Below are 23,438 nucleotides of genomic sequence, written 5' to 3' on the forward strand. Positions count from 1 at the left end.
TCCGGGTGTTCTTGGGACAGCATGGTCGAGCGACCCCCCACGGGTGGTTCACGAGTGAATGGAGCCGCCCGCGTCCCTCCCCAGGGCGCCGGACAGCGGCTACCGGACGGTATCAGCGAGTTTCACGAAGTCGTCCCAGGCCAGCGTCGGCTTTCTGGGGTCCCAGAGCTTCTGGGCGGTGGCCCGCAGCGGCATGCGTATGCCCTTCGCCACCTGCTCCTGGCTCTGCGCGCCCGCGAGGTCGCCCCAGACCGCGAACGTGCCGCCGAGGATCTGGTCGTCGTACCGCGCGTCCACCGGCCTCGTGCCGCGGACGACCAGCGGGGTCCAGCTCTCGTATATCCGCTGCCCGGTCGGATAGCGGAAGTCGTTGGGCTGGCCGAGGACGTAGTAGAGGTACTCGTCGTTGTAGTTGGTGAGCTTGCGGCCCGCCTTCAGATACTCGACGGGCTCACGCGCGCCGATCTCCTTGCCCGTCCAGTAGGCGACCTCCAGGTCGTCGGCGGCCTCGGCTGTCCCACCCCGGAAGAACCCGTCGTTCCACGCCTTCAGCTTCTTCTTGTGCGGGCGCACGGTGTCGGCACGGTCGTTGAGCCAGCCCGTCGCCAGGTCCTGGACGCGGCCGTCGGGGCCGTAGCGCTTGCGGGCGGCGGCGGCCAGTTGCGGATAGGTGGACTCGGGGTCCTTGACGGTCAGGGCCTGGTATTCGTCGGCGCCGAGGTGCCAGTACGCGCCGGGGAACAACTCGGCGTACTCCTTGAGCAGGTCGTCGACGATCTTCCCCGCCTCCGGTTCGGAGATGTCGACGGCTCCGCGCGTGGCAGTGCCGCGGGCGGTGCGGAGCTGGAGCGAGGGGTGCTGCTTGATGACGGCGCCGAGGTGGCCGGGTGAGTCGATCTCGGGCACGACCGTGATGTGCCTGCTCTCGGCCAGCTTCACCAGGTGGCGGACCTGGTCCTTGGTGAGGTGGTCGGATGAGACGATCTCGGGGTGCGAGTCCGACGCGATGCGGAACGCCTGGTCGTCGGAGAAATGCAGGCCGAGCTGGTTGTACTTGAGGTCGCCGAGCTCGCGTATGCGGTCCTCGATCCACTTCACGTCGAAGTGCTTGCGCGCTATGTCGACCATGAAGCCGCGCTGCGGTTTGGCCGGGCGGTCCCGCACCTCGCCCTCGGGAGCGGTCCTGCCGCCGCTCACCTCCTGCTTGAGGGTGCGGGTCCCGTAGAAGACACCGGCCTCGGTGGGCGCGGATATCCGCACGCGCCGCTCCTTCACGGTCAGCGTGTACGACTCGTCGCCGCCGCTCTTCGCCTTGCTGCTCTTGCCCTCGCTGTTCTCGTCCTTGCCGAGCGCCAGCTCCACGTCGCCCTCGCGGGGTTTCGCGTCTCCCCCGTACGACAGCTTCAGCTCGCCGGCGAGCAGCCGCGCCTCGTCCGCGAGGCCGTCGTCACGGACGACCACGCGGCCCTTTCCCTCGGCGGGACGCCAGCCTGGGCCGCGGGCGGCGGTGTGCTCGCGCACGGCGGGGATGGTGGCAGGGGCCTTGGAGAGCGCGTAGCTCTTGGTGGGACTCGCCGGGGACGCGGCGGCGGACTCCTCCCGCGACGGCGACACGCGCGCGCTTCCCCCGCCGTCCGAGCCGCCGGGCCAGAGGCCCACGGCAAGGACCGCGGCCCCGGCGACGGCGACGCCGCTCGCGGCGACCACCGGCCCGCGCCTCACCGGTCACCCCTCGTCACCGTGAGAGCTGTCACTGACGTCGATATCGGAGCCAATATCAGAGCCATACCGCCACGCTACGACGCCCTCCCCCAGGCGGCTCGTCCACAGAACACGTCGAAACTCTCCCATTCGAGTGAAATTCGCTCATCCATCGGACAGCTGACCGCACGTCTCGATAGCGTTGCACCACCCCCACACCCGCATGGCCCCCTCCTTGCCGCCCCCTGTCCAGGAGCGCACGCTGCCCCCGCACCGTTCACCCCGTCTCGCCGGTCCCACCGGCCCCACCGGTCCCGCCGGTCGCGCCACCCCCGCGCCGCACCAGTTGAACGCCGCCACGCCGGGCGCGGCCGAAGCCGCCCTGCTCAGCTGCTGCGGCAGCCTGCGCTGGGCCCGCCGCGTCACCGCCCACCGGCCCTACCCCGACCTCGACGCGCTGCTCGCCGCGTCCGACGAGGCGGCGTACGACCTGACGCCCGGTGACCTCGCCGAGGCCCTGGCCTGCGAACCGCTTGATCCCGAGATCCCGTACCAGGTCGCCGCCCCCGCCACCCGCGCCGCCGCCCACACCGCCCTGCGCGCCGCCCACGCCGCGTACGAGAGCCGCTTCGGGCACTCCTTCGTGATCTGCCTCGACGACGTGGCGCCGGGCGAGGCGCTCGACCATCTCCTCTCCGGCATCCGGTCACGCCTCGGCAACGATCCGGAGGACGAGCGCGCCGTCGCGGCCGACGAACTGCGGCGGCTCGCCCGGTCCAGGCTGACCAGGCTCGCCCTGGGCCACGACGCGGAACACGCCGCGGGAGCGGCCCTCGGACAGGCCACCGGGGCGAGCCGCCCGCCCGCACGCCCCGATAGCCCGTACGTGCCTGTTTGATTGCCTGTTTGATCACACCTGTGGACCCGGGGCAGGCCCACCGACAACTCGTCGATACGATGACGAGCGGCCGGTGGACCGTACCCGGCCGGGCTCGTCCGACAGAGCTGCTCTTTCTTTGACAAGAAGACTGGCGGCCGGCCCCAACCCCCGCTCCCGGAGGAACTTCCGTGCCGGCTGGAACGCTGTACCGCGGCCGGGAAGGAATGTGGTCATGGGTGGCTCATCGAGTCACCGGCGTCCTCATCTTCTTCTTCCTGTTCGTGCATGTGCTCGACACCGCTCTCGTCCGCGTCTCCCCCGAGGCGTACGACGATGTCGTCAGTACCTACAAGACGCCCATCGTCGGACTCCTCGAGTACGGCCTGGTCGCCGCCATCCTCTTCCACGCACTCAACGGCCTGCGCGTCATCGCCGTCGACTTCTGGTCGAAGGGTCCCCGCTACCAGAAGCAGATGCTCTGGACCGTCGTCGGTATCTGGGTCGTCCTGATGGTCGGGGCGCTCTACCCCGTCCTCGGCCACGCCGTCCGCGAACTCTTCGGGAGCTGACGCCAGACATGTCTGCTGACACCACGCTTGAGAAGTCCGGAACGTCCGGAGTCGGCCCCGTCGAGGGCGCCTCGCTCTACGACTCCGACCACCCGGCCCCGGTCATCGAGGCGCCCCGCAAGCGCACCTCCAAGACCCCGCGCTCGACCCGCGGCAACTTCGAGATGGCCGCATGGCTCTTCATGCGCCTGTCCGGTGTCGTCCTGGTCGTCCTCGTCCTCGGCCACCTGCTGATCCAGCTGGTGCTCGACGGCGGTGTCTCGAAGATCGGCTTCGCGTTCGTCGCCGGTCGCTGGGCCTCGCCGTTCTGGCAGGTCTGGGACCTGCTGATGCTGTGGCTCGCGATGCTGCACGGCGCCAACGGCCTGCGCACGGTCATCAACGACTACGCGGAGCGCCCGAACACGCGTCTGTGGCTCAAGGGCCTGCTGTACACCGCCACGGTGTTCACCATCCTTCTGGGCACGCTGGTGATCTTCACCTTCGACCCGAACATCCGCTAAAGCCGAGGCGACTTCCGTGAAGATTCACAAGTACGACACCGTCATCGTCGGCGCGGGCGGCGCCGGCATGCGCGCCGCCATCGAGGCGACGAAGCGCAGCCGCACCGCCGTGCTGACGAAGCTGTACCCCACCCGCTCCCACACGGGCGCGGCGCAGGGCGGCATGGCCGCCGCGCTCGCCAACGTGGAGGAGGACAACTGGGAGTGGCACACCTTCGACACGATCAAGGGCGGTGACTACCTGGTCGACCAGGACGCCGCCGAGATCCTGGCGAAGGAGGCCATCGACGCGGTCCTCGACCTGGAGAAGATGGGCCTGCCGTTCAACCGCACCCCGGACGGCACCATCGACCAGCGTCGCTTCGGCGGACACACCCGTAACCACGGCGAGGCCGCCGTGCGCCGGTCCTGCTACGCGGCCGACCGCACCGGCCACATGATCCTCCAGACCCTCTACCAGAACTGCGTCAAGGAGGGTGTGGAGTTCTTCAACGAGTTCTACGTCCTCGACCAGATCATCGTCGAGGACCCCGCGACCGGGGTGAAGAAGAGCGCGGGCGTCGTCGCGTACGAGCTGGCCACCGGCGAGATCCACATCTTCCAGGCCAAGGCCGTGATCTACGCGTCCGGCGGCACCGGCAAGTTCTTCAAGGTGACGTCGAACGCGCACACGCTGACGGGCGACGGCCAGGCGGCCTGCTACCGCCGGGGCCTCCCCCTGGAGGACATGGAGTTCTTCCAGTTCCACCCGACCGGCATCTGGCGCATGGGCATCCTCCTCACGGAGGGCGCCCGCGGTGAGGGCGGCATCCTCCGCAACAAGGACGGCGAGCGCTTCATGGAGAAGTACGCGCCGGTCATGAAGGACCTCGCGTCCCGTGACGTCGTGTCCCGCTCCATCTACACGGAGATCCGTGAGGGCCGCGGCTGCGGTCCCGAGGGCGACCACGTCTACCTCGACCTGACGCACCTGCCGCCGGAGCAGCTGGACGCCAAGCTCCCGGACATCACCGAGTTCGCGCGCACCTACCTCGGCATCGAGCCCTACACGGACCCGATCCCGATCCAGCCGACCGCGCACTACGCCATGGGCGGCATCCCGACGAACGTCGAGGGCGAGGTCCTGGCGGACAACACGACGGTCGTCCCCGGCCTGTACGCGGCCGGCGAGGTCGCCTGCGTCTCGGTGCACGGCGCCAACCGCCTCGGCACCAACTCCCTCCTGGACATCAACGTCTTCGGCAAGCGCGCGGGCATCGCCGCCGCCGAGTACTCCGCGAAGAACGACTTCGTCGAGCTTCCGGAGAACCCGGAGGAACTGGTCGTCTCCCTCGTCGAGCAGCTGCGCGACGCCAAGGGCAACGAGCGGGTCGCCGAGCTCCGCAGGGAGCTGCAGGAGACCATGGACGCCAACGTCATGGTGTTCCGCACGGAGCAGACGATCAAGACGGCCGTGGAGAAGATCGCCGAGCTCCGCGCCCGCTACAAGAACGTGTCCATCCAGGACAAGGGCAAGCGGTTCAACACCGACCTCCTGGAGGCCATCGAGCTGGGCAACCTGCTCGACCTGGCCGAGGTCATGGCGCAGTCCGCGCTCGCCCGCAAGGAGTCGCGCGGCGGTCACTACCGCGAGGACTTCCCCACCCGCGACGACGTCAACTTCATGCGCCACACCATGGCGTACCGCGAGGTCGGCGACGACGGCACGGAGACGATCCGTCTCGACTACAAGCCGGTCGTCCAGACCCGCTACCAGCCGATGGAGCGTAAGTACTGATGGCTACCCCGACCCTCGAGAAGGAAGACGCGAAGCCCGAGGCGGGCTTCGCCGACTCCCCGTACATCACGATCACCCTGCGCGTACGCCGCTTCAACCCCGAGGTCTCGGCGGACGCCACCTGGGAAGACTTCCAGCTGGAGATCGACCCCAAGGAGCGTGTCCTCGACGCCCTCCACAAGGTCAAGTGGGACATCGACGGCACGCTGACGTTCCGTCGCTCCTGCGCGCACGGCATCTGCGGCTCGGACGCCATGCGGATCAACGGCAAGAACCGTCTCGCCTGCAAGACCCTGATCAAGGACATCAACCCGGCCAAGCCGATCACGGTCGAGCCGATCAAGGGTCTGACGGTCCTGAAGGACCTGGTCGTCGACATGGACCCGTTCTTCCAGGCCTACCGCGACGTCATGCCGTTCCTGGTCACCTCGGGCAACGAGCCGACGCGCGAGCGCCTGCAGTCCGCCGAGGACCGTGAGCGCTTCGACGACACGACGAAGTGCATCCTCTGCGCCGCCTGCACGTCGTCGTGCCCGGTCTTCTGGAACGACGGCCAGTACTTCGGCCCGGCCGCGATCGTGAACGCGCACCGCTTCATCTTCGACAGCCGTGACGAGGCGGGTGAGCAGCGCCTGGAGATCCTCAACGACAAGGACGGCGTGTGGCGCTGCCGCACGACGTTCAACTGCACGGACGCGTGCCCGCGTGGCATCGAGGTCACGAAGGCGATCCAGGAAGTGAAGCGTGCGCTGATCACGCGCCGCTTCTGACCCGGCTTCCGCCTGTACGTCCCCCAGGGCCCCGCTCCAGTCCGGAGCGGGGCCCTAGGGGTTCCCTGGGAGCACAAGGGCAGAGGATTGACACCTACGACGCGGACCTCGATCACATCAAGAAGCGACGCCTTCTCGATCCAGGTGGTCTCGGTGCCATCGGAGGAGGCCGCGAACGGCACCGTGGCCGTCGGCAGGATCACGGTGGGGGACTTCTCGGAGGACTTTCCGATGGACCTCTCCTACTGGAGCGCCGACGACTACCGGGACAGCTGGCTGCGCGCTCTGCGCCGCGTCGACGCGGCGCGGGACGAGGTCGACTCGTGCCTCGTCGCCACGGTCGACGAGGACGGCAACGAGATCTCCGAGTGGCGGACGACGATCACTGACATCAGGAACTTCCTGTCCGCCTGCCCATAGGCCCCATCCCCCACCTCCCCCCACACACATTTCCCCCCGCAAGAGGAGTTCAGAGTGAACCGTCATCCCCTTCACCTCATGACTGCCGCACTGACCGCGTCCGCCGCCCTGCTGTTGACCGCGTGCGGTTCGGGAGGGGATGAGGGCGGCTCCTCCGACAAGATCGCCGGGGCGGACAGCGGTGGCGGGGCGTCGGCTTCCAAGGAACCCTCCGAGACGCCCGACGGCGTCGAACGGCCGAAGATCAAGCTTCCGTCGGAGTTCAAGGCGGACTTCGCGAGCTGGACAAACAGCGACCCGAAACTGCAACACATCCTGGACGACGGCCGGGAAGAACTGCGGGCGAAGTACGCGGCGATCATCGAGGCCAACCCGAACTCCAAGGCGGTCGCCTTCTACGACTCGGGCAGTTCCCTGGCCACCGCCCGCAAGTGGATCAAAAACTTCGTCGGGACCGACGACAGCCTGACCGGCGAGATCAAGGCCTACAACCCCAAGGCGCACGTCACGGACAACGGAGCGGGCGTGCTCTTCTACTGCGTCGACGAGCGCAAGTCGTCCACGAAGAACCGCAAGACCGGCAAGGTCACCAGAACCCCCGACAGCCCCGATTCGATCCTTCAGTACCGGGCCAGGCTCACCAAGTCGTCGCGGGGCGTGTGGCAGACCGTCTCCCTCGACACCGTTCCGGGTGGGTGCAAGTGAGGCGAGCCCGGTACACCGCCTGCGCGTTCCTCCTCGCCACGGCCCTCTCCGCAGGCCTCTCCGCCACGGCGTACGCCATCGGAGACAAGGGCGATCAGCATGCTCCCGGACCCTCCGGCGGCGCCAAGGGCAACACCCTCATGGCCGCCACCGGGACAAGCAACATCCAGGTCTCCCAGCTCAGCGGCGGCAAGGGCGGGTCGGCCGAACCCGTCGTGCCGGTGGACCCGAACTGGCGGCCGCCCGTCTGCTGGTACGAGCCCGTGGCCACGTCCGAGCAGGTCAAGGAAGCGGTCGACCGGCTCAAGAAGGAGCCGAACAACGACTTGGTCCCGGTGACCCCCACCCTCAGCTGGGGCCGGGACCTGATGATCGACCACTACGAGAAGGGCAAGACCCAGTCCGACGGCGACAAGGGGTACAAGAACTTCAACCTCGGCAAGGACGGCAGGTTCTGGCGGGGCGTCGTCAATCCGGACATGGAGGACGACCCGGAAGCGTACGAGTGCGAGAAGAACCTTTTCTGGCAGGACGCGGGGACCCTTCCCAAGGTCGCCAACGCCCCGACGCCCAAGGTGCTCGCCTCCTACGCGTACGACCGGATCAAGGTCCCCGACACCAAGGTCGAGATGAAGCCGACGGGCAGGTCGACCGTGAACCTGCCCACCTGGGTCTGGCTGGACAAGGGGAAGTTCGAGCCGGTGAAGGTCCGCGCCGAGCTACCGGGCACGGGCCTGTGGGCCGAGACCACTGCCAAGCCCGTCAGCCTCCACCTGGACCCCGGCACGTCGGACGCCGAGACGTTCCCCGCGGACGGCGAGTGCGCGGTCGACGACGACGGCAGCATCGGTACGCCGTACAAGAAGGGCTCCGCGAAGGAGGACCCGCCGTGCGGCATCAAGTACCTGCGGGCGACGGGCGGCGACCCGTTCCGGATGAAGGCCTCCATCACGTGGGAGATCACCTGGAAGGGCAACGGCGGTGCCGGGGGCGACCTGCCCGACGGCACGTTCGAAGGCACCCAGGACGTCGACGTCCAGGAGATCCAGTCCATCAACCGGTAGGTGTGCGCCGGTCCAGGGGGCCGTACGGTCGAAGAATCGGGCCCGCGTGGTGCGCTTCATGCGCGCCTGCGCCGGTGCGACGGCGCCCGTCCTACCCTGACGGAATGTCAGACAACCAGCCGGTCGTACTGCTCGGCTTCGACAACGTCCTGTTCCCCGTCGGCGATCTCGGCGAGGCCGTCGGGTTCTACGAGCGGGCCGGCTTCCCGGTCGCGGCCCGGCTCGACGAACTCGGGCTCGCCATCCTGAAGGTCGGCAAGGAGACGCCGGGCCTGCTCCTGCGCGTGGAGGACGGCATCGTGCCGCGTACGCCGCCGTGGCCATCCCCCCGCGTCTGGCTGGAGGTCCCCGACGCCCGTGCGAAGGGCCAGGCCCTGGTGGCGGCGGGCATCACCCTGCTGAGCGAGCCGTTCTCCGTGGCCACCGGCTGGACCGTGGAGATCACCGACGCATGGGGCAACGTCGTCGGCTTCACGGACTACCTGAAGCGGCCGGAGCTGGCCCGCACGCCCTGAGAGCGTCAGCCCAACTGGCTGCGGATCGTCGGATCCGTTATCTCCTTGTCGTTGGCCAGCATCATCGCCTTGCTCAGGACGACCGCCAGCGTCCGGTCACCCTCGAAGGGCAGATAGCCGGTGAAGGCGGCTCCCTCCACCGACGACCCGCCCGAATACGACGTCCAGTACTCGCGGAAGCGTCCCTGCGGACCGCCGTCCTGCCAGATGGGGTCATTGCCCACGCTGGCCACGCCCACGAACAGGTCGACGTCGCGCAGCACCTCGCTCAGGACCAGCGCCGGTATCTCGTCGAGGGGCAGCGCGTCGACCGGCTCGCGGCCGTCGTAGAGCCGCATGCGGTACTCCCCGCCTGCCGCGTGCGCCGTGTTCTGCGGGGCGTCGATCGGGTAGAAGCGCACCTGGTCGGTGCGGATCCGCAGATAGCTGCCCGCGTCGGTGAGCTCCTCCTCCCAGCGCTCGCCGCCGACGCCCTCGACCCAGTACTCGGCACGCAGCCCCCAGTGCGGCAACTCGCGGACCGCCGGCGGGTACTCGTCGTCCACGCTCAGGCGCAACTGGTTGCTCCAGCCACGCACCGTGGCGAGGGAGTTGAACTGGTGCTGGCGCAGGATGTGCGCGGCGAACCGGTTCGAGTACGTGCCCGTCCGGCGCTCGGCGTCGGTGAGGAGGTACACCTCCCGGTGGGCCTGCTTGAAGGGCTGCGTGACGCCATGTCGCTCCAGCCACTCCTGCCAGGCGACGACCTCGTCCGGTTCCCTGCCGACCGGATGCCAGAGTTCGACCGCGCAGTCGTCCGGGACCTCGCCACCGGCGGACGTCACCGGCTCGTCCGCGAGGGTGCGCAGCGCCCCGTCCGCGTATCCGCAGGGGGTCCCGTCGACGGTCCACAGGAGGCGGCGGGCGAGCGTGCCGACCAGGGGATGGTCGAGACAGCGCGCACGCCAGGCGGCGTACGTCCACGTCCGGCCGGCCAGGAACTGCCGGTCGAGCCGCTCGGCCTGCGCCGAGAGCATCTTGTCGATGTCCTTGACGGCCGCCTTCAGCTCCTTCAGCTCGTCGGGGTGGTCCCGTCTGACGGCGGCGGGCGGCGTCTTGACGGGCTTGCCCGCGGCATTCCGCCAGTGGACCGCGGCCTTCGTGCCGCTGACCCGCAACTCGGCCTCGCACTCCCCGAAGCGGTGGACGCGGTGCCCGACCTCCGTGAGTCCGTACGCGGGGACGACCAGTTCCTCGACCTCCTCCCGGCTCAGCCCGAGAGCCGCGGCCCGCTCCTCCAGGCCGGTGTTGATCAGTTTGAGGGTGGTCCTGTACGTGACGCGGGAGGCGAGGCGGGCCAGCTCGGCCAGTGCCGCTCCGCCTTCGGACCGGATGAGCGCGGTGACGCCGGCGTTGGCCACCTTCGGGTTGCGCGGGCCGATACCCGGGATCTTGCGCAGGGAGACGTCGACGAGCCTGCCGAGCGCGCGGGCGGCGTCCGGGTGCGCGGGCAGCAGGGCGACCAGCCAGGCCAGGCCGCGCAGGGCATCGGTGTTGCACGGGTCGTACTCGTCGTTCGGTGCCCTGGTGTGGGCGGAGGCGTTGAACGGCAGGGTGCGGGGGTGGCCCACCAGGCCGATCCAGGCGAGGAGGGTTTCGCGGGCCTCGTCGGCGTCCAGCCGCCCGAGGACCGCCCGAGCGTTCTTCTCCCACGCGGCGGTGGGCTTGGCCGACGTGGCGGTGGTGGCCCGCCGCAGGAGTTCGAGCCACGTGCCGCCCCGCTCGGCGGCGTCCGCGAGGGCCCGGTCGGCCCAGGCCTCACCCGGGTTGACGACGGGATCGGGCAGCCTCTTGACGAAATCGGTCAGCGCCGTCCCCCGGTAGTACTCGACCACCGCGGTGCGGCGCAGGGCGGCGACGGCCGTGGCGGGGATCGGGTGGCCGACGGCGAGTTCGGCGTCCACGAGCGCCATGGCCTCGCGGTGCCCCCATACGCAGTACGCCGTGCCGAGCTTGTGGAGGCGTCTGACACGCGCGGCGGAGAGCAGGTCACCGGGCAGGTCGTCGGCGATGACGCCGAGCAGCGTCAGGAGGGGGGCGATGGGCTGGTGGCTGTCGGGCGGGTCGGCCTGTTCGTCGAGGGCGTGGGCGAGCTGGGTGCGCTCCTCCGGGGGCAACGCACGGAGGATCTCGAGCACTTGCTCCCCGTCACCGTCCCAGCGGTTGGCGTTGACGGTCGCCGCCTTGAGGAGCACGTCGGCGAGGCCGGCCATGTCGCCCACGGCGGCCAGGCGCGTGACGGCCTCGACATGCTGGGGGTAATGCCCGCTCATCAGCCACCCACCAGCGGCACGAGCTTGAGGAACGAGACCCGGGCGCCGAACACCACGTCGACCTCCGCGTCCAGCTCCTCCAACTGCCGGTCCCCGACGATCACCAGGAACCCGTTTCGCCCGAACGCCACGACCGCCTGCTCGAACTGCCGCTCGGCGTCGACCTCACGCGGCCCGCGCGACGCGCCCCCGTCCGACGGGCTTTCCGTGTCCACCGGCTGGACGAGACCACGGAAGTCCCCGGTCGCCGCACGAGCGTTGTACTCGGCGACCTCGTGAAAGACCCGGCGCCGGATCAACTCCCGCACGGTCAGCCGCTCTTCCACGACCTCCAGACCCCAGGCAGCACGGCGCTCCCCCGCTGTCGTCTCGTCGACGAACGTCACCATTCCCATGCCTGAACGCTAGCGGCAGCCACTGACAACGGGCCGGGCCACCGGACCGCTCACGCCCGCCGCGCCGCCAGTTCCACGACCGTGATGTCCGAGGGCGCCCCGACCCGCACCGGCGGCCCCCACGCGCCGGCGCCGCGCGTGACGTAGAGCTGGGTGTCGCCGTACCGCTCCAGGCCCGCGAGCGTCGGGTTGGCCAGGTCGGCGACGAGGTTGCCCGGCCACAGCTGGCCGCCGTGCGTATGGCCGGACAGTTGCAGGTCGACGCCGTGTTCGACGGCGTCGTGGATGACGACCGGCTGGTGCGCGAGGAGAACGGAGGCGCGCGAGCGGTCCCGGTCGCCGAGGGCCTTGGCGAAGTCGGGGCCCTTCCCCTCGCTCTGGCCCGCCACGTCGTCGACGCCCGCGAGGTCGAAGCCGGGGAGTTCGGTGCGGGCGTTCCGCAGCGGGTGCAGGCCGAGTTCGCGTACGTGGTCGACCCACTGCTCGGCCCCGGAGAAGTACTCGTGGTTGCCGGTGACGAAATACGCGCCGTGCCGTGCCCGCAGCCCGGCGAGCGGCGCGGCGGCCGGGGCGAGGTGCTCGACGCTGCCGTCCACCAGGTCGCCCACCACGGCGATCAGGTCGGGCTGCGTGGCGTTGACGGTGTCGACCACGCGCCGGGTGAAGTCGCGCCCGAGGATTGGCCCGAGGTGGATGTCGCTGACCACCGCGATCCTGAAGCCGTGTGCCGCGCGCGGGAGTTTCGCCAGGGGCACGGTGACCCGCTTCACCTTGGGGCCGCGCAGCACGCCGTACGTCCCGTAGCCGACGGTCCCCGCCGCGACGGCGGCGGCGGTCCCCCCGATGATCCGGGAGACGAAGAGACGGCGCGAAGGGGTGGCGGAAAGGGCAGTCGAGGGGGCGGGGGCAGGGGCCACGGGGGCAGACTCCGTGGCCTCCGCGGCGGCGGCAACGGCGGCGCTTCCGGCGTCCGCGGAGGCAGCCGCGACAGTCGGACCCGCCTCTCCGAAGGCGGCCCTTTCGGGATCGCCCTCTTCGGAGAGCACCGTTTGCGACCCCACGGACCTGTGTTCCGCCCACCGCCGCACCACCGGCCGCAGCAACTCCCCCACGAGCAGCGCGAGCAGCAGGTAGAGCGCGATCGCCATCCACATGAACCCTGGCCAGGCAAGGATTCGCTGCAACAGGAAGGGCGCCCCGGTCCGCTCGGCCACGAGCGCCGCGAGCATCGTCAGCGGCGCAGCGACGAAGACCGCCGTCCCCGCGCGCCGGGCCGGTCCGGGCCCGGCCGTGGTGTCCCGCACCAGACGCCGCCAGACGTACCAGTGGAGACCCGCCAAGGCCGCGAGGACGGCCAGGCCCGCGAGGACCATGAGGACGACCACGGTTATGACGTTCTGCGCAGAGCCCGGACGCCACGGAACCCGATGGCCCCTACCACCGTCCCCAAGACAAAGGAGACAACGGCAAGCGTCAGGTGCACCCAGAAGTACCCGGTCGGGTTGTCCGCGTCGTCGAAGGCCAGCCCACTGCCGTCCTTCCACAGGTTCTTGACGAAAGTGATCCAGATGAACCAGCTCCACACCCCGAAGGCGAGCAGGAACCAGGAGACAGGGCGGCTGAGCTTCATACGTTCAGTATCGCGAGCTTCCCTGCCGGGCCGCCGCCGGGGTGGGGACGAGGGGACACAGTGGACCTCGACGGCGACGCCCGCAGTCCCGCCCTGTACGTTCTCGTCCGTGCCTGCCGTAAAAAAGACCGCCATGTTGGTCGCTTCCGCCGCATTGCTGACCTTGTCGACCGCAGCGCCCGCGCTGGCGGACGGGAAGCCCGGAGACGACGACGGCCAACCGAAGCCGCCCGCCAAGATGTCCACCGTCGGCGGTGCCCTGCTCGGCACGGCGGGCACCCAGGTGAAGCTCAAGGCAGGTGCGCCGGTCCTGCCGAAGGAGCTGACCGGGCGCTCCTGGATCGTGTCGGACGCCGAGTCCGGCGAGGTCCTCGCCTCGCACAACGCGCACTGGCGGCTGCCTCCGGCCAGCACCCTGAAGATGCTCTTCGCGGACACGGTCCTGCCGAAGTTCCCCAAGACGCAGCAGCACAAGGTCGTGCCCTCCGACCTGGAGGGCGTCGGCGCGGGCAGCAGCATGGTCGGCATCAAGGAGAACGAGTCGTACAGCGTCCACGACCTGTGGCTCGGCGTCTTCCTGAGGTCCGGCAACGACGCGGTGCACGTCCTGTCCGCGATGAACGACGGCGTCCCGCAGACCGTCAAGGACATGCAGAAGCACGCCGAGGACCTGCAGGCCCTCGACACGCATGTGATCTCCCCCGACGGCTACGACGCCAAGGGGCAGGTGTCCTCCGCGTACGACCTCTCGCTGTTCGCGCGCTCCGGGCTGCAGAAGAAGGACTTCCGCGAGTACTGCTCGACGGCCACGGCCCAGTTCCCCGGTGAGACCAAGAAGATCGAGAAGGGCAAGGACAAGGGCAAGACGAAGCGCGAGCCCTTCGAGATCCAGAACACCAACAAGCTGCTCACCGGCGCCGAAGGTGTCACCCCCTACAAGGGGATCGCGGGTGTCAAGAACGGCTACACCTCGCACGCGGGCAACACGTTCACCGGTGTCGCCGAGCGCAACGGCAAGGTCCTCCTCGTCACCGTCATGAACCCCTCGTCCTCCGAGGCCCACGCGGTCTACAAGGAGACCGCGCGCCTCTTCGACTGGGGCTTCGCGGCCGCGGGCAAGGTCGACCCGGTGGGCGAGCTCGTCGCCCCGAAGGGTGCCTCCACGGGCGGGGCGGGCAAGGGCGCCCCGGGCGGTGGCGGCGCGGGCACGAACGCGACGGAGAAGGCAGCGCACGTCTCCGACGGCGGCGGCAACGGCATGGGCACCGCGCTCGCGATCGCGGCCGGTGTGCTCGCGGTGCTCGGCGCGGGTGCCTTCGTGATCAGGCGCCGGCTGCCGCTGCCGGGCCAGTCCGGCCGACGCGACCGCCAGAGCTGACGCGAAAGCGGCCTTCAGGACTCACGGCGGACGGCCTCTTCGGAGGACGTGGTCGCGGAGGCGCCCTCTACGGGGTGGCTGTTTGTGGAGGCGGTCTCTTCGGAGACCGCCTCTTCGCCTTCTCGCTCCGCCGTAGGCGACTCCTGCTCCTCCATACGTGACGCCCTGTTCGTCGCGGTCCAGGCGGCGCAGAACAGCAGCAGCTTCGCGGTGAAGTTGATCCACAGGAGCAGCGCGACGGGCACTCCGAAGGCGCCGTACATGTTCTTCGAGGCGACCCCCTTCATGTAGCCGCCGAGCAGCAGCTTGAGCAGTTCGAACCCGGCCGCCCCGATCAGCGCCGCGGTCATGAGCCGGCGCCGGTGCGGCTGGACGCCGGGCAGCAGCGTCAGGACGTAGAGCAGCAGCAGGAAGTCCGCGAGGACGGCGATGGCGAAGGCGATGACTTGGAGCAGTACGGCGCCCCAGCCCTGCTCGTCGACGCCGAGGAGGTCGGCGGTCCAGCCGACGGCGGTCGAGGCGAGGGCGGACGCGGCGAACGAGGCGAGGCCCGCGCCGCCGAGCCCGATGAGCACTCCGGCGTCCTTGGCCTTGCGCAGGACGGGGTTCTCCTCGTCGTCCTCCAGCTCCCAGACGGCCCGCAGGCACTCCCTCATCGAGCCGACCCAGCCGATGCCGGTGAAGAGCAGCAGAGCGCCCGCGATGAGGCCCACGGTGCCCGCGTTCTCGACCAGCGCGTCCAGGTTCAGCTGGTCGGAGATGCCGGGCACCTGCTCGGAGATCTTGTTCTCCAGGGTGCCCTGCTGCTTCTTCGAGAGCGTCGCGGCGGCGATCGCCGCGGCGACGGTGAGGAGCGGGAAGAGCGCCAGGAAGCTGATGAACGTCATGGCGGCCGCGAGGCGCGTCCAGTGGACGTGGTCCAGCCGTTCATAGGCCTGCCACGCGTGCGTGCGCATGCCCTTCTCGACGAGCGGCCCGATTCCGGGCAGTTTCTTCAGCCAGTCCATGACGCCTCCGTGCCTGGTGTCCTGTCCGATGTCCTGCCCGTTCCGCGGAAGACCAAGGTCCGGGTACCCCAGAACCGCAGGACAGTGGCGAGTGCCATACCGATTCCGGCTCCCGAGACGGTGTCCGCGCGCTGAGAGGTGAGGCCGAGCCCGTAGTGCGACACGGCGATGCACAGCAGCTGGACGAGGGCGCCGGCGACGTTGACGGCGAAGAACACCGCGTACTGGCGCAGCCGCGGGACTCCCGAGGTCCTGCTCCTGTAGGTGCCGAGCGCGTTGCCCGTGTACGCGACCGAGCAGCCCGCCACGAAGGAGAGGGCTTTGGCGGTGAGCGGGTCGAGGCCCACGGGTCCGCGCAGCCAGATGAAGAGGCCGAGGTCGGCGGCGTACGCGCAGATCCCGGTGACGGCGAAGCCGAGCAGTTCGGGGCCGAGCGGGCGCAGCCGTGCGCGCAGGGTGGGCCAACTCACCAGTCCACGACCGCGAGTCCGTACATCGCGAGCCACACCAGGCCGATCACGGCGAGCGCGCGGTCCCGCAGGACGACGTCCTCGGGCTCGCCCGCGGTGCCCCGGTCGGCGAATACGGCGTAGCGCAGGATGGCGAGGATGAAGGCCGTCATGGACAGCTGGCGCCAGGGCAGCAGGCCGTTGGCCGTGCCACCCGCCTCCATGGCCCACAGGCAGTACGCGAGAACGGCGACGCCCGCGGCCAGCTGCCACACGAAGCGCAGGTACCCGGTGGTGTATTCGGTGAGCAACGCGCGCGTGGCGCCCGGTTTCTCCGTGCTTCCGGACATCTGGACGGCCTCCGAGTAGCGCTTGGCGGAGACCATGAAGAGCGCGCCGAAGCCCGTGGTGATCAGGAACCAGCGGGAGAGCGGGATGTCGAGGGCGAGCCCGCCGATCATGGCGCGCATCAGGAAGCCGGTCGTGACGATGGTGAGGTCGACGACCAGGACGTGCTTGAGGCTGATGCAGTAGGCGAGTTGCATGCCGACGTACGCGGCCAGGAGCGCCGCTGTGAGGGGCGTGCACAGGAGCGCGGCGGCCACGGGCGCCAGGACCGCGAGGAGCCCCCCGGCGGCGTACGCGACGGGCACCGGCACCTGCCCGGCGGCGACCGGCCTGCGGCACTTGGTGGGGTGCGCGCGGTCGGCGTCGGCGTCACGGGCGTCGTTGATCAGGTAGACGGCGGACGCGGCGGCCGTGAACAGCGCGAAGACGGTGGCGACTTGGATGAGCGCGTGCCGTGAGAAGAGCTCGCCCGCGGCGGCGGGGGCCGCGATGACCAGGACGTTCTTCACCCACTGGCGGGGGCGTGCGGTCTTCAGCAGGCCGAGCGGCAGGCTGACGGGTCCCGGCCGCGTCTGCTGGGGCGGACGGGGCCGCTCCAGGACTGTGGCGATACGTTCAGGCATCGCGGTGGCCTCCGTTCATCCAGGCGGCGCCCACGCGCGCGGTGAACGCGCCGAGCGCGGCGCCCGCGGCGATGTCCGAGGGGTAGTGGACGCCGACGACCATCCGGGAGACGCACATCGCGGCGGCCAGTGGCGGGACGAGGTGGGCGCAGAGGGGGCGCAGCGCGCCGTACGCGACGGTGGCCGCCGCCGCCGACGTGGCGTGCGAGCTGGGGAAGGAGTGCCTGCCCACGACGCGTACGAGGGGCTCGACGCCGCCCGGGCCGCCGGGGCGCGGACGGCGGACGATCCGCTTGAGGCCCATGCTGGCGAGGTGGGCGGTGGCGGTGAGCGCTGTGCCGCGCAGCCAGGCGCCGCGGCGCTCGCGGTCGACGGCGGCGCCCGCCAGGCCCGCGACGAGCCACAGAGCGCCGTGCTCGCCGGTACGGGAGAGTGCGCGGGCGGCGGACGCCACGCGCGGGTCGGTGCCGCAGTCGCGCAGGGCCGACAGCAACCTGTGGTCCATGTCGTGCATGTCGCCTCTTTTTCGAAGATATTCGAAGACATCCGAAGACATCCGAGAGCTGGGCATCTCGACTCTTCTAGGCAACCTCGTATTACTTACGTCAATCTACGGTGACACTCGCTTAATCACCCATTTCGGTGAGAGCGGGAACGATTTATCGCTAACCGCCCACTTGTGGGCGATACCGTCGTCTTCATGTCTGCCGACTCCCCCGCCGATTCCCTCACCTCCGCCGCGCCCCCGGCCCCGGTCCCGTCCGTCTCCGTCTCCGGCTGGGGCCGCACCGCGCCGACCACCGCCCAACTGGTGAGACCCCGCACCCCGGAGGAGGCCGCGGCAGCGGTACGCGACTGCGGGGAGCGCGGCGGCATCGCCCGCGGCCTGGGCCGGGCCTACGGGGACGCCGCGCAGAACGCGGGCGGCGCCGTCTTCGACATGACGGGCCTCGACCGGGTGCGCGTCATCGACACCACACACACGTCGGACACCGGGGCGCCGGCGGCCACCGTCGTCTGCGACGCGGGCGTCTCCCTGCACCACCTGATGGAAGTCCTGCTGCCGCTCGGCTGGTTCGTGCCGGTCACACCGGGGACCCGCTACGTGACGGTCGGCGGGGCCATCGGCGCCGACATCCACGGCAAGAACCACCACGTCTCCGGATCCTTCTCCCGCCACGTCCTCTCGATGGACCTGCTGACCGCCGACGGCACGGTCCGCACCATCGAGCCCGGCAGCGCCCTCTTCGACGCGACGACGGGCGGCATGGGGCTGACCGGGGTGATCCTGTCGGCGACGGTCCAACTGCTGCCGGTCGAGACCTCCTTGATGAGCGTCGACACGGAACGCGCCACGGACCTCGACGACCTGATGGCCCGCCTCGCCACCACCGACCACCGCTACCGCTACTCGGTCGCCTGGGTCGACCTGCTCGCCCGCGGCGCCACCATGGGCCGCTCCGTCCTGACCCGCGGCGACCACGCCCCACTGGAAGCCCTTCCGGAGCGGGCACGCGCGCGTAGAGCCCCTCTCGCGTTCCGCCCGGGACAGTTCCCCGCGGCCCCGTCGTTCCTCCCGGAGGGGCTGCTCGGCAAGGCCTCGGTGGGCCTCTTCAACGAACTCTGGTACCGCAAGGCGCCCCGCTCCCGCACCGGCGAACTCCAGAAGATCTCCACGTTCTTCCACCCCCTGGACGGCGTCCCGCACTGGAACCGCATCTACGGCCGCAGCGGCTTCGTGCAGTACCAATTCGTCGTCGGATACGGCAAGGAGGAGGCCCTGCGCCGCATCGTGCAGCGCATCTCCGAGCGCGGCTGTCCCTCCTTCCTCGCCGTACTGAAGCGCTTCGGAGAGGGCGATCCGGGCTGGCTCTCCTTCCCGATGCCCGGCTGGACGCTCGCGCTCGACATCCCGGCGAACCTCCCCGGGCTCGGCGCCTTCCTCGACGACCTCGACGAGGAAGTGGCCGCCGCCGACGGGCGCGTCTACCTCGCCAAGGACTCGCGCCTGCGGCCGGAGATGCTCGCCGCGATGTATCCGCGACTCGCCGACTTCCGCGCCCTACGGGCCGACCTGGACCCGCGCGGCGTGTTCCGCTCGGACCTCTCCCGCCGCCTCGACCTCTAGGGTCCTTCTGACGGATCTCCGCGGGGTCGAGCCCCACACAAGGCAAAGCCACCCAAGACCGGCCTGATCCGAAAGACAGGCCCTAGGAGACCGGTACTCATGAAAGACGCCTTCGGCACCCCCCAGTCCCTGCTCGTCCTCGGCGGCACCTCGGAGATCGGCCTCGCCACCGCCCGGCGCCTCATCGCCCGCCGCACCCGCACGGTGTGGCTGGCCGGCCGTCCCTCACCCGGCCTGGAGGAGGCCGCGGCGGACCTGCGCGACATGGGCGCCGAGGTGCACACCGTCGCCTTCGACGCGCTCGACTCCGAGTCCCACGAAGTGTCCCTCGGCAAGATCTTCACCGAGGGCGACATCGACATGGTGCTGCTCGCCTTCGGCATCCTCGGCGACCAGGCACGCGACGAGGACGAACCCCTCGCGGCGGTGCGCGTCGCCCAGACGAACTACACCGGGGCGGTCTCGGCCGGCCTGGTCTGCGCGCGGGCGCTGCAGTCCCAGGGGCATGGCTCCCTGGTGGTGCTCTCGTCCGTCGCGGGTGAACGCGCGCGCCGCTCGAACTTCATCTACGGCTCCAGCAAGGCGGGCCTCGACGCGTTCACCCAGGGACTCGGCGACGCGCTGCACGGCACCGGTGTGCACGTGATGGTCGTCCGCCCCGGCTTCGTGCGCTCGAAGATGACGGCGGGGCTGGAGGAGGCGCCCATGGCGACCACCCCGGAAGCGGTGGCCGAGGCCATCGAGACCGGCCTGCGACGGCGGTCGGAGACGGTGTGGGTACCAGGAGCGCTGCGACTGGTGATGTCGGCGCTGCGGCACCTGCCGAGGCCGGTGTTCCGGCGGCTGCCGCTCTAGGCGGGCTCTCCTGGTGGGGCCTCGGGGTCAGCGCGTGGGCAGCGTGCCCCGGGTCACCGGGGCCGAGGCCTGAGGGGGCACTACGGAGCCGCCGAAAGCGAAGTCCCGCAGCTTGCGCCAGACCCCGTCGGGGCCCTGTTCGTAGAGGGCGAAGCCGGTGCAGGACCACTCGGCCTCGTACGCGGAGAGCTCCTCGTACGCCCGGTCCATGGCCTCTTCGGAGATGCCGTGCGCGACCGTCACATGCGGGTGGTACGGGAACTGCAGTTCGCGCTCCACCGGACCCGACGCGTCCCGCACCCGCTCCTGCAGCCAGGAGCAGGCCGACCCGCCCTCCACCACCTGGACGAAGACCACAGGGGACAGCGGCCGGAAAGTGCCCGTCCCGGAGAGGCGCATCGGGAAGGGGCGCCCGGCCGCCGCGACCGAGCCGAGATGCGCCTCGACCGCGGGCAGCGCCGAGGCGTCCACCTCGGTGGGCGGCAGCAGGGTCACATGGGTGGGGATGCCGTGCGCCGCGGGGTCCCCGAAGCCCGCGCGCCGCTCCTGGAGCAGGCTGCCGTGTGGCTCCGGGACCGCGATCGAGACGCCGATCGTTACGGTCCCCACGTCGTACTCCTGTCGTCGTGTCGCTGGGCAGGGGTCGCTGCCGGTGGGCAGCACAGTGCTGTTGTCGTCGGTCCGGAGACTCAGTGCTTGGCGGGCAGGAAACCCACCTTGTCGTACGCCTGCGCGAGGGTCTCGGCAGCGACGGCACGAGCCTTCTCCGCGCCCTTGGCCAGGATCGAGTCGAGCGTCTCCGGGTCGTCCAGGTACTGCTGGGTGCGGTCCCGGAAGGGAGTCACGAACTCGACCATGACCTCGGCGAGGTCGGTCTTCAGCGCACCGTAGCCCTTGCCGGTGTACTTCTGCTCCAGTTCGGCGATACCGGTGCCGGTGAGGGTGGAGTAGATGCTGAGGAGGTTGCTGACGCCCGGCTTCTCCGCCACGTCGTAGCGGATCACCGTGTCGGTGTCGGTGACGGCGCTCTTGACCTTCTTGGCGGTGGCCTTGGGCTCGTCGAGGAGGTTGATCAGGCCCTTCGGCGTGGACGCCGACTTGCTCATCTTGATCGACGGGTCCTGAAGGTCGTAGATCTTCGCCGTCTCCTTGAGGATGTACGCCGACGGCACGGTGAACGTCTCGCCGAACCGGCCGTTGAAGCGCTCGGCCAGGTCACGGGTGAGCTCGATGTGCTGACGCTGGTCCTCGCCGACCGGGACCTCGTTCGCCTGGTACAGCAGGATGTCGGCGACCTGCAGGACCGGGTACGTGAAGAGGCCGACGGACGCGCGGTCGGCGCCCTGCTTGGCGGACTTGTCCTTGAACTGCGTCATGCGCGACGCCTCGCCGAAACCGGTGAGGCAGTTCATCACCCAGGCGAGCTGGGCGTGCTCGGAGACATGGCTCTGGACGAAGAGCGTGCAGCGCTCCGGGTCGATGCCTGCGGCGAGCAGCTGAGCGGCGGCGAGCCGGGTGTTGGCGCGCAGCGCGGCGGGGTCCTGCGGAAGGGTGATCGCGTGCAGGTCCACCACCATGTAGAAGGCGTCGTGGGACTCCTGCAGCGCCACCCACTGGCGGACCGCGCCGAGGTAGTTGCCGAGGTGGAACGAGCCGGCGGTGGGCTGGATTCCGGAGAGCACACGAGGTCGTTCAGAGGCCATGGTCCCCATTCTCTCAGGTGACTCTCATAGCTCGGAAACAGGTGTGTGACGGGTGGGAACCGAATGGGCGCGGCCGGTGTATCAAAAGTGTGAGGGCACAGGGGGAGGTCCTGGAGGGGGGCCGCGTCGTCGACGAGTGGGCGGTGATCGCCCGCGTGCGCGCCGGAGAAGTGGAGGCGTACGCGGAATTGGTGCGCGCGTTCACCGGCATCGCACTCAGGGCGGCAGCGGCACTCGGCGCGGGATCGGACGCGGAGGACGTGGTGCAGCAGGCCTTCTTCAAGGCGTACTGCTCACTCGGACGGTTCAGGGACGGCTCGGCGTTCAAGCCGTGGCTGCTCGCGATCGTCGCCAATGAGACGAGGAACACAGTGCGTTCGGCGGGCCGACAGCGGTCGGTCGTGGGCCGGGAGGCGGCGCACATCGAAGCGGAGCCGCTGATACCGGAGTCGGCGGATCCTGCGGTGGCGGCTCTGGAGGACGAGCGCAGGACGGCGCTGCTCACCGCCCTGGACCAGCTCGGCGATGATCACCGCCTGGTCGTCACCTACCGCTACCTGCTGGAGATGGACGAGGCGGAGACGGCCCAGGCGCTCGGCTGGCCGCGCGGCACGGTGAAGTCCCGGCTGAACCGCGCCCTGCGCAAGCTGGAGCGGCTGCTTCCGGCGGAGGGAGGTGAGGGAGATGAGTGAGCGGCACGGCGACGGCGACGCGGCGCAGGAGGCACAGGAGGCGGCGCGGCTCCGCGAGGAGCTGCGGGCGCTCGGCCGGTCGATGGATGCGGGGAGCGCGGGGGGCCCGGATGGCGGGTCCATGGCCGAGCGGGTCATCGCGCGGATACTCGCGGAAGGGGCGCCGGTGCCGGTAGCAGAGCCGCCCGGTCCCGGCGAGCGGTTCCGTCGGCTGGGGCGTGGCCTGCGGCTGCGGTGGCGGGCGGCGACGGCGGCGCTGTGCGGGCTGCTCGCCGTCCTCCTGCTCACGCCTCCGGTGCGGGCGGCGGTCTTCGAGTGGTTCGACTTCGGCGGGGTCGAGGTGCGGTATGACCCGTCGGCGACCCCGTCGGCCGGGCCTGCCGTGCCCGGGTGCGGCGCCCCTGTGCCGGCGGCCGAGGCCCGGCGCCTTGCCGGGTTCCCGCCCGCGGTGCCGAGATCGCTCGGCGCGCCGGACACGCTGTCCGTGACGCGCGAGCCGGGCTCCCGAGTCCTGGTCAGCCTCTGCTGGCACCGGGACGGCCGGACCGTGCGTCTCGACGAGTACGCGGCCCGGCTCGACCCCGCCTTCGCCAAGACCGTGCCGGTGCCACCCGAGCGGGTGGAGATCGGTCCGGACACGGGACTGTGGTTCGCCCGGCCGCACCGGCTCACCTTGTGGCTGGTGAAGGACGACGACGACCGCTGGCGGCGATCCGAGCGCGCATCGGGGCCGACGCTGCTGTGGACGCGGGGGCAGGAGCTGACCCTGCGGCTGGAGGGCGTGCCGTCGAAGGAGTGGGCACTGGAGATCGCGAGGTCGATTTCCTGAGGGGCAGCCGGTTCGGATGCGGATCGGGTCGACCGGATCGGGAACCCGAACGGCTCGGGCGGTGTACCAGAAGTGAATCGGCGCGGAAGACCGCGGCGGCGGACGGCTGGGGGACGGTATGCGGACGGCAAGGGGACTGTGCGGGGACTGGACGACAAGGGGACGGTGCGGGGCGACGACCGCAC

Annotated in this window: 25 protein-coding genes; 14 read left to right on the forward strand and 11 right to left on the reverse strand. The window is 70.2% G+C overall.

Annotated features, from left to right (window positions below; all coding sequences use genetic code 11):
• Positions 1-99: 99 nt before the first annotated feature.
• Positions 100-1,722 carry a glycoside hydrolase family 20 protein gene (locus ACFVYR_RS17900; RefSeq protein WP_384260682.1) on the reverse strand — a complete coding sequence of 541 codons (1,623 nt, stop codon included), beginning with the start codon at positions 1,720-1,722 and terminating at the stop codon, positions 100-102.
• Positions 1,723-1,924: 202 nt separating this feature from the next.
• Here ACFVYR_RS17900 and ACFVYR_RS17905 point away from each other — a divergent pair, with 202 nt between their 5' ends.
• The 9 genes from ACFVYR_RS17905 (at position 1,925) to ACFVYR_RS17945 (ending at position 8,904) form a co-directional block, all read left to right on the forward strand.
• Positions 1,925-2,599, forward strand: a complete 675-nt coding sequence (locus ACFVYR_RS17905) for a 2-oxo-4-hydroxy-4-carboxy-5-ureidoimidazoline decarboxylase (protein ID WP_384260680.1) — start codon at positions 1,925-1,927, stop codon at positions 2,597-2,599.
• A 170-nt stretch (positions 2,600-2,769) separates the two neighbouring features.
• Positions 2,770-3,150 carry a succinate dehydrogenase, cytochrome b556 subunit gene (gene sdhC / locus ACFVYR_RS17910; RefSeq protein ID WP_384260678.1) on the forward strand — a complete coding sequence of 127 codons (381 nt, stop codon included), beginning with the start codon at positions 2,770-2,772 and terminating at the stop codon, positions 3,148-3,150.
• An 8-nt stretch (positions 3,151-3,158) separates the two neighbouring features.
• A complete protein-coding gene (locus ACFVYR_RS17915) occupies positions 3,159-3,653 on the forward strand; it encodes a succinate dehydrogenase hydrophobic membrane anchor subunit (protein WP_384260675.1) in 495 nt (164 codons plus the stop codon).
• Between the two features lie 16 nt (positions 3,654-3,669).
• Positions 3,670-5,430, forward strand: a complete 1,761-nt coding sequence (gene sdhA, locus ACFVYR_RS17920; RefSeq protein ID WP_384260673.1) for a succinate dehydrogenase flavoprotein subunit — start codon at positions 3,670-3,672, stop codon at positions 5,428-5,430.
• Positions 5,430-6,200 carry a succinate dehydrogenase iron-sulfur subunit gene (locus ACFVYR_RS17925; protein ID WP_384260670.1) on the forward strand — a complete coding sequence of 257 codons (771 nt, stop codon included), beginning with the start codon at positions 5,430-5,432 and terminating at the stop codon, positions 6,198-6,200. Before sdhA ends, ACFVYR_RS17925 begins: the two co-directional genes overlap by 1 nt.
• A 153-nt stretch (positions 6,201-6,353) precedes the next feature.
• Complete coding sequence (locus tag ACFVYR_RS17930) at positions 6,354-6,620, forward strand: hypothetical protein (RefSeq protein WP_384260668.1); 267 nt, start codon at positions 6,354-6,356, stop codon at positions 6,618-6,620.
• Positions 6,621-6,698: 78 nt separating this feature from the next.
• Positions 6,699-7,325, forward strand: coding sequence for a hypothetical protein (locus tag ACFVYR_RS17935; RefSeq protein ID WP_384260666.1), 627 nt, complete (start codon positions 6,699-6,701; stop codon positions 7,323-7,325).
• Positions 7,322-8,389, forward strand: coding sequence for a hypothetical protein (locus ACFVYR_RS17940; protein WP_384260663.1), 1,068 nt, complete (start codon positions 7,322-7,324; stop codon positions 8,387-8,389). Before ACFVYR_RS17935 ends, ACFVYR_RS17940 begins: the two co-directional genes overlap by 4 nt.
• Before the next feature lie 104 nt (positions 8,390-8,493).
• Positions 8,494-8,904 (forward strand): VOC family protein, encoded by a 411-nt coding sequence (locus ACFVYR_RS17945; RefSeq protein ID WP_384260662.1) that lies wholly within the window; start codon positions 8,494-8,496, stop codon positions 8,902-8,904.
• Between the two features lie 5 nt (positions 8,905-8,909).
• On the opposite strand, the gene ACFVYR_RS17950 is transcribed toward ACFVYR_RS17945, so the two are convergent.
• Genes ACFVYR_RS17950 through ACFVYR_RS17965 form a run of 4 tightly spaced genes read right to left on the reverse strand, consistent with a single transcriptional unit; the run spans position 8,910 to position 13,241 of the window.
• Entirely contained in the window at positions 8,910-11,216 is a 2,307-nt protein-coding gene (locus ACFVYR_RS17950) for a DUF4132 domain-containing protein (protein ID WP_384260659.1), read from the reverse strand.
• Positions 11,216-11,611, reverse strand: coding sequence for a hypothetical protein (locus ACFVYR_RS17955; protein ID WP_384260657.1), 396 nt, complete (start codon positions 11,609-11,611; stop codon positions 11,216-11,218). Before ACFVYR_RS17955 ends, ACFVYR_RS17950 begins: the two co-directional genes overlap by 1 nt.
• Positions 11,612-11,661: 50 nt before the next feature.
• Positions 11,662-12,996 (reverse strand): metallophosphoesterase, encoded by a 1,335-nt coding sequence (locus ACFVYR_RS17960; protein ID WP_384260654.1) that lies wholly within the window; start codon positions 12,994-12,996, stop codon positions 11,662-11,664.
• Positions 12,997-12,998: 2 nt separating this feature from the next.
• Entirely contained in the window at positions 12,999-13,241 is a 243-nt protein-coding gene (locus tag ACFVYR_RS17965) for an SCO4848 family membrane protein (RefSeq protein WP_362332231.1), read from the reverse strand.
• A 133-nt stretch (positions 13,242-13,374) separates the two neighbouring features.
• Between ACFVYR_RS17965 and ACFVYR_RS17970 the strand changes: the two genes are divergently transcribed.
• A complete protein-coding gene (locus ACFVYR_RS17970; RefSeq protein ID WP_384260652.1) occupies positions 13,375-14,619 on the forward strand; it encodes a D-alanyl-D-alanine carboxypeptidase family protein in 1,245 nt (414 codons plus the stop codon).
• A 14-nt stretch (positions 14,620-14,633) separates the two neighbouring features.
• On the opposite strand, the gene ACFVYR_RS17975 is transcribed toward ACFVYR_RS17970, so the two are convergent.
• Genes ACFVYR_RS17975 through ACFVYR_RS17990 form a run of 4 tightly spaced genes read right to left on the reverse strand, consistent with a single transcriptional unit; the run spans position 14,634 to position 17,560 of the window.
• Positions 14,634-15,626 (reverse strand): YihY/virulence factor BrkB family protein, encoded by a 993-nt coding sequence (locus ACFVYR_RS17975; RefSeq protein ID WP_384260651.1) that lies wholly within the window; start codon positions 15,624-15,626, stop codon positions 14,634-14,636.
• Positions 15,614-16,081 (reverse strand): GtrA family protein, encoded by a 468-nt coding sequence (locus ACFVYR_RS17980; RefSeq protein ID WP_384260710.1) that lies wholly within the window; start codon positions 16,079-16,081, stop codon positions 15,614-15,616. Before ACFVYR_RS17980 ends, ACFVYR_RS17975 begins: the two co-directional genes overlap by 13 nt.
• Positions 16,082-16,092: 11 nt before the next feature.
• Positions 16,093-17,046 (reverse strand): decaprenyl-phosphate phosphoribosyltransferase, encoded by a 954-nt coding sequence (locus tag ACFVYR_RS17985; RefSeq protein WP_384260648.1) that lies wholly within the window; start codon positions 17,044-17,046, stop codon positions 16,093-16,095.
• Positions 17,039-17,560, reverse strand: coding sequence for a phosphatase PAP2 family protein (locus ACFVYR_RS17990; RefSeq protein WP_384260646.1), 522 nt, complete (start codon positions 17,558-17,560; stop codon positions 17,039-17,041). Before ACFVYR_RS17990 ends, ACFVYR_RS17985 begins: the two co-directional genes overlap by 8 nt.
• 186 nt (positions 17,561-17,746) lie before the next feature.
• Here ACFVYR_RS17990 and ACFVYR_RS17995 point away from each other — a divergent pair, with 186 nt between their 5' ends.
• Together ACFVYR_RS17995 and ACFVYR_RS18000 are read left to right on the forward strand one after the other, a co-directional pair.
• Positions 17,747-19,174, forward strand: a complete 1,428-nt coding sequence (locus ACFVYR_RS17995) for an FAD-binding protein (protein WP_384260643.1) — start codon at positions 17,747-17,749, stop codon at positions 19,172-19,174.
• 99 nt (positions 19,175-19,273) lie between these two features.
• The gene (locus ACFVYR_RS18000) at positions 19,274-20,029 is read left to right on the forward strand and encodes a decaprenylphospho-beta-D-erythro-pentofuranosid-2-ulose 2-reductase (RefSeq protein WP_384260640.1); all 756 of its coding nucleotides are present in this window, start codon (positions 19,274-19,276) and stop codon (positions 20,027-20,029) included.
• Positions 20,030-20,056: 27 nt separating this feature from the next.
• Here ACFVYR_RS18000 and ACFVYR_RS18005 read toward each other — a convergent pair whose 3' ends face one another.
• Positions 20,057-20,638 (reverse strand): 2'-5' RNA ligase family protein, encoded by a 582-nt coding sequence (locus tag ACFVYR_RS18005; RefSeq protein WP_384260638.1) that lies wholly within the window; start codon positions 20,636-20,638, stop codon positions 20,057-20,059.
• Positions 20,639-20,718: 80 nt separating this feature from the next.
• On the reverse strand, positions 20,719-21,732 hold the full coding sequence (trpS, locus tag ACFVYR_RS18010; RefSeq protein ID WP_384260636.1) for a tryptophan--tRNA ligase: 1,014 nt from the start codon (positions 21,730-21,732) through the stop codon (positions 20,719-20,721).
• Between the two features lie 89 nt (positions 21,733-21,821).
• Here trpS and ACFVYR_RS18015 point away from each other — a divergent pair, with 89 nt between their 5' ends.
• Both ACFVYR_RS18015 and ACFVYR_RS18020 read left to right on the forward strand, forming a co-directional pair.
• Entirely contained in the window at positions 21,822-22,424 is a 603-nt protein-coding gene (locus tag ACFVYR_RS18015; protein WP_384260634.1) for an RNA polymerase sigma factor, read from the forward strand.
• Positions 22,417-23,253 (forward strand): hypothetical protein, encoded by an 837-nt coding sequence (locus tag ACFVYR_RS18020; protein WP_384260632.1) that lies wholly within the window; start codon positions 22,417-22,419, stop codon positions 23,251-23,253. The genes ACFVYR_RS18015 and ACFVYR_RS18020 overlap by 8 nt, the downstream gene beginning before the upstream one ends.
• Positions 23,254-23,438 lie beyond the last annotated feature (185 nt).

Origin of the sequence: Streptomyces sp. NPDC058284, from assembly GCF_042881135.1 — a bacterium.
GTDB lineage: Bacteria > Actinomycetota > Actinomycetes > Streptomycetales > Streptomycetaceae > Streptomyces.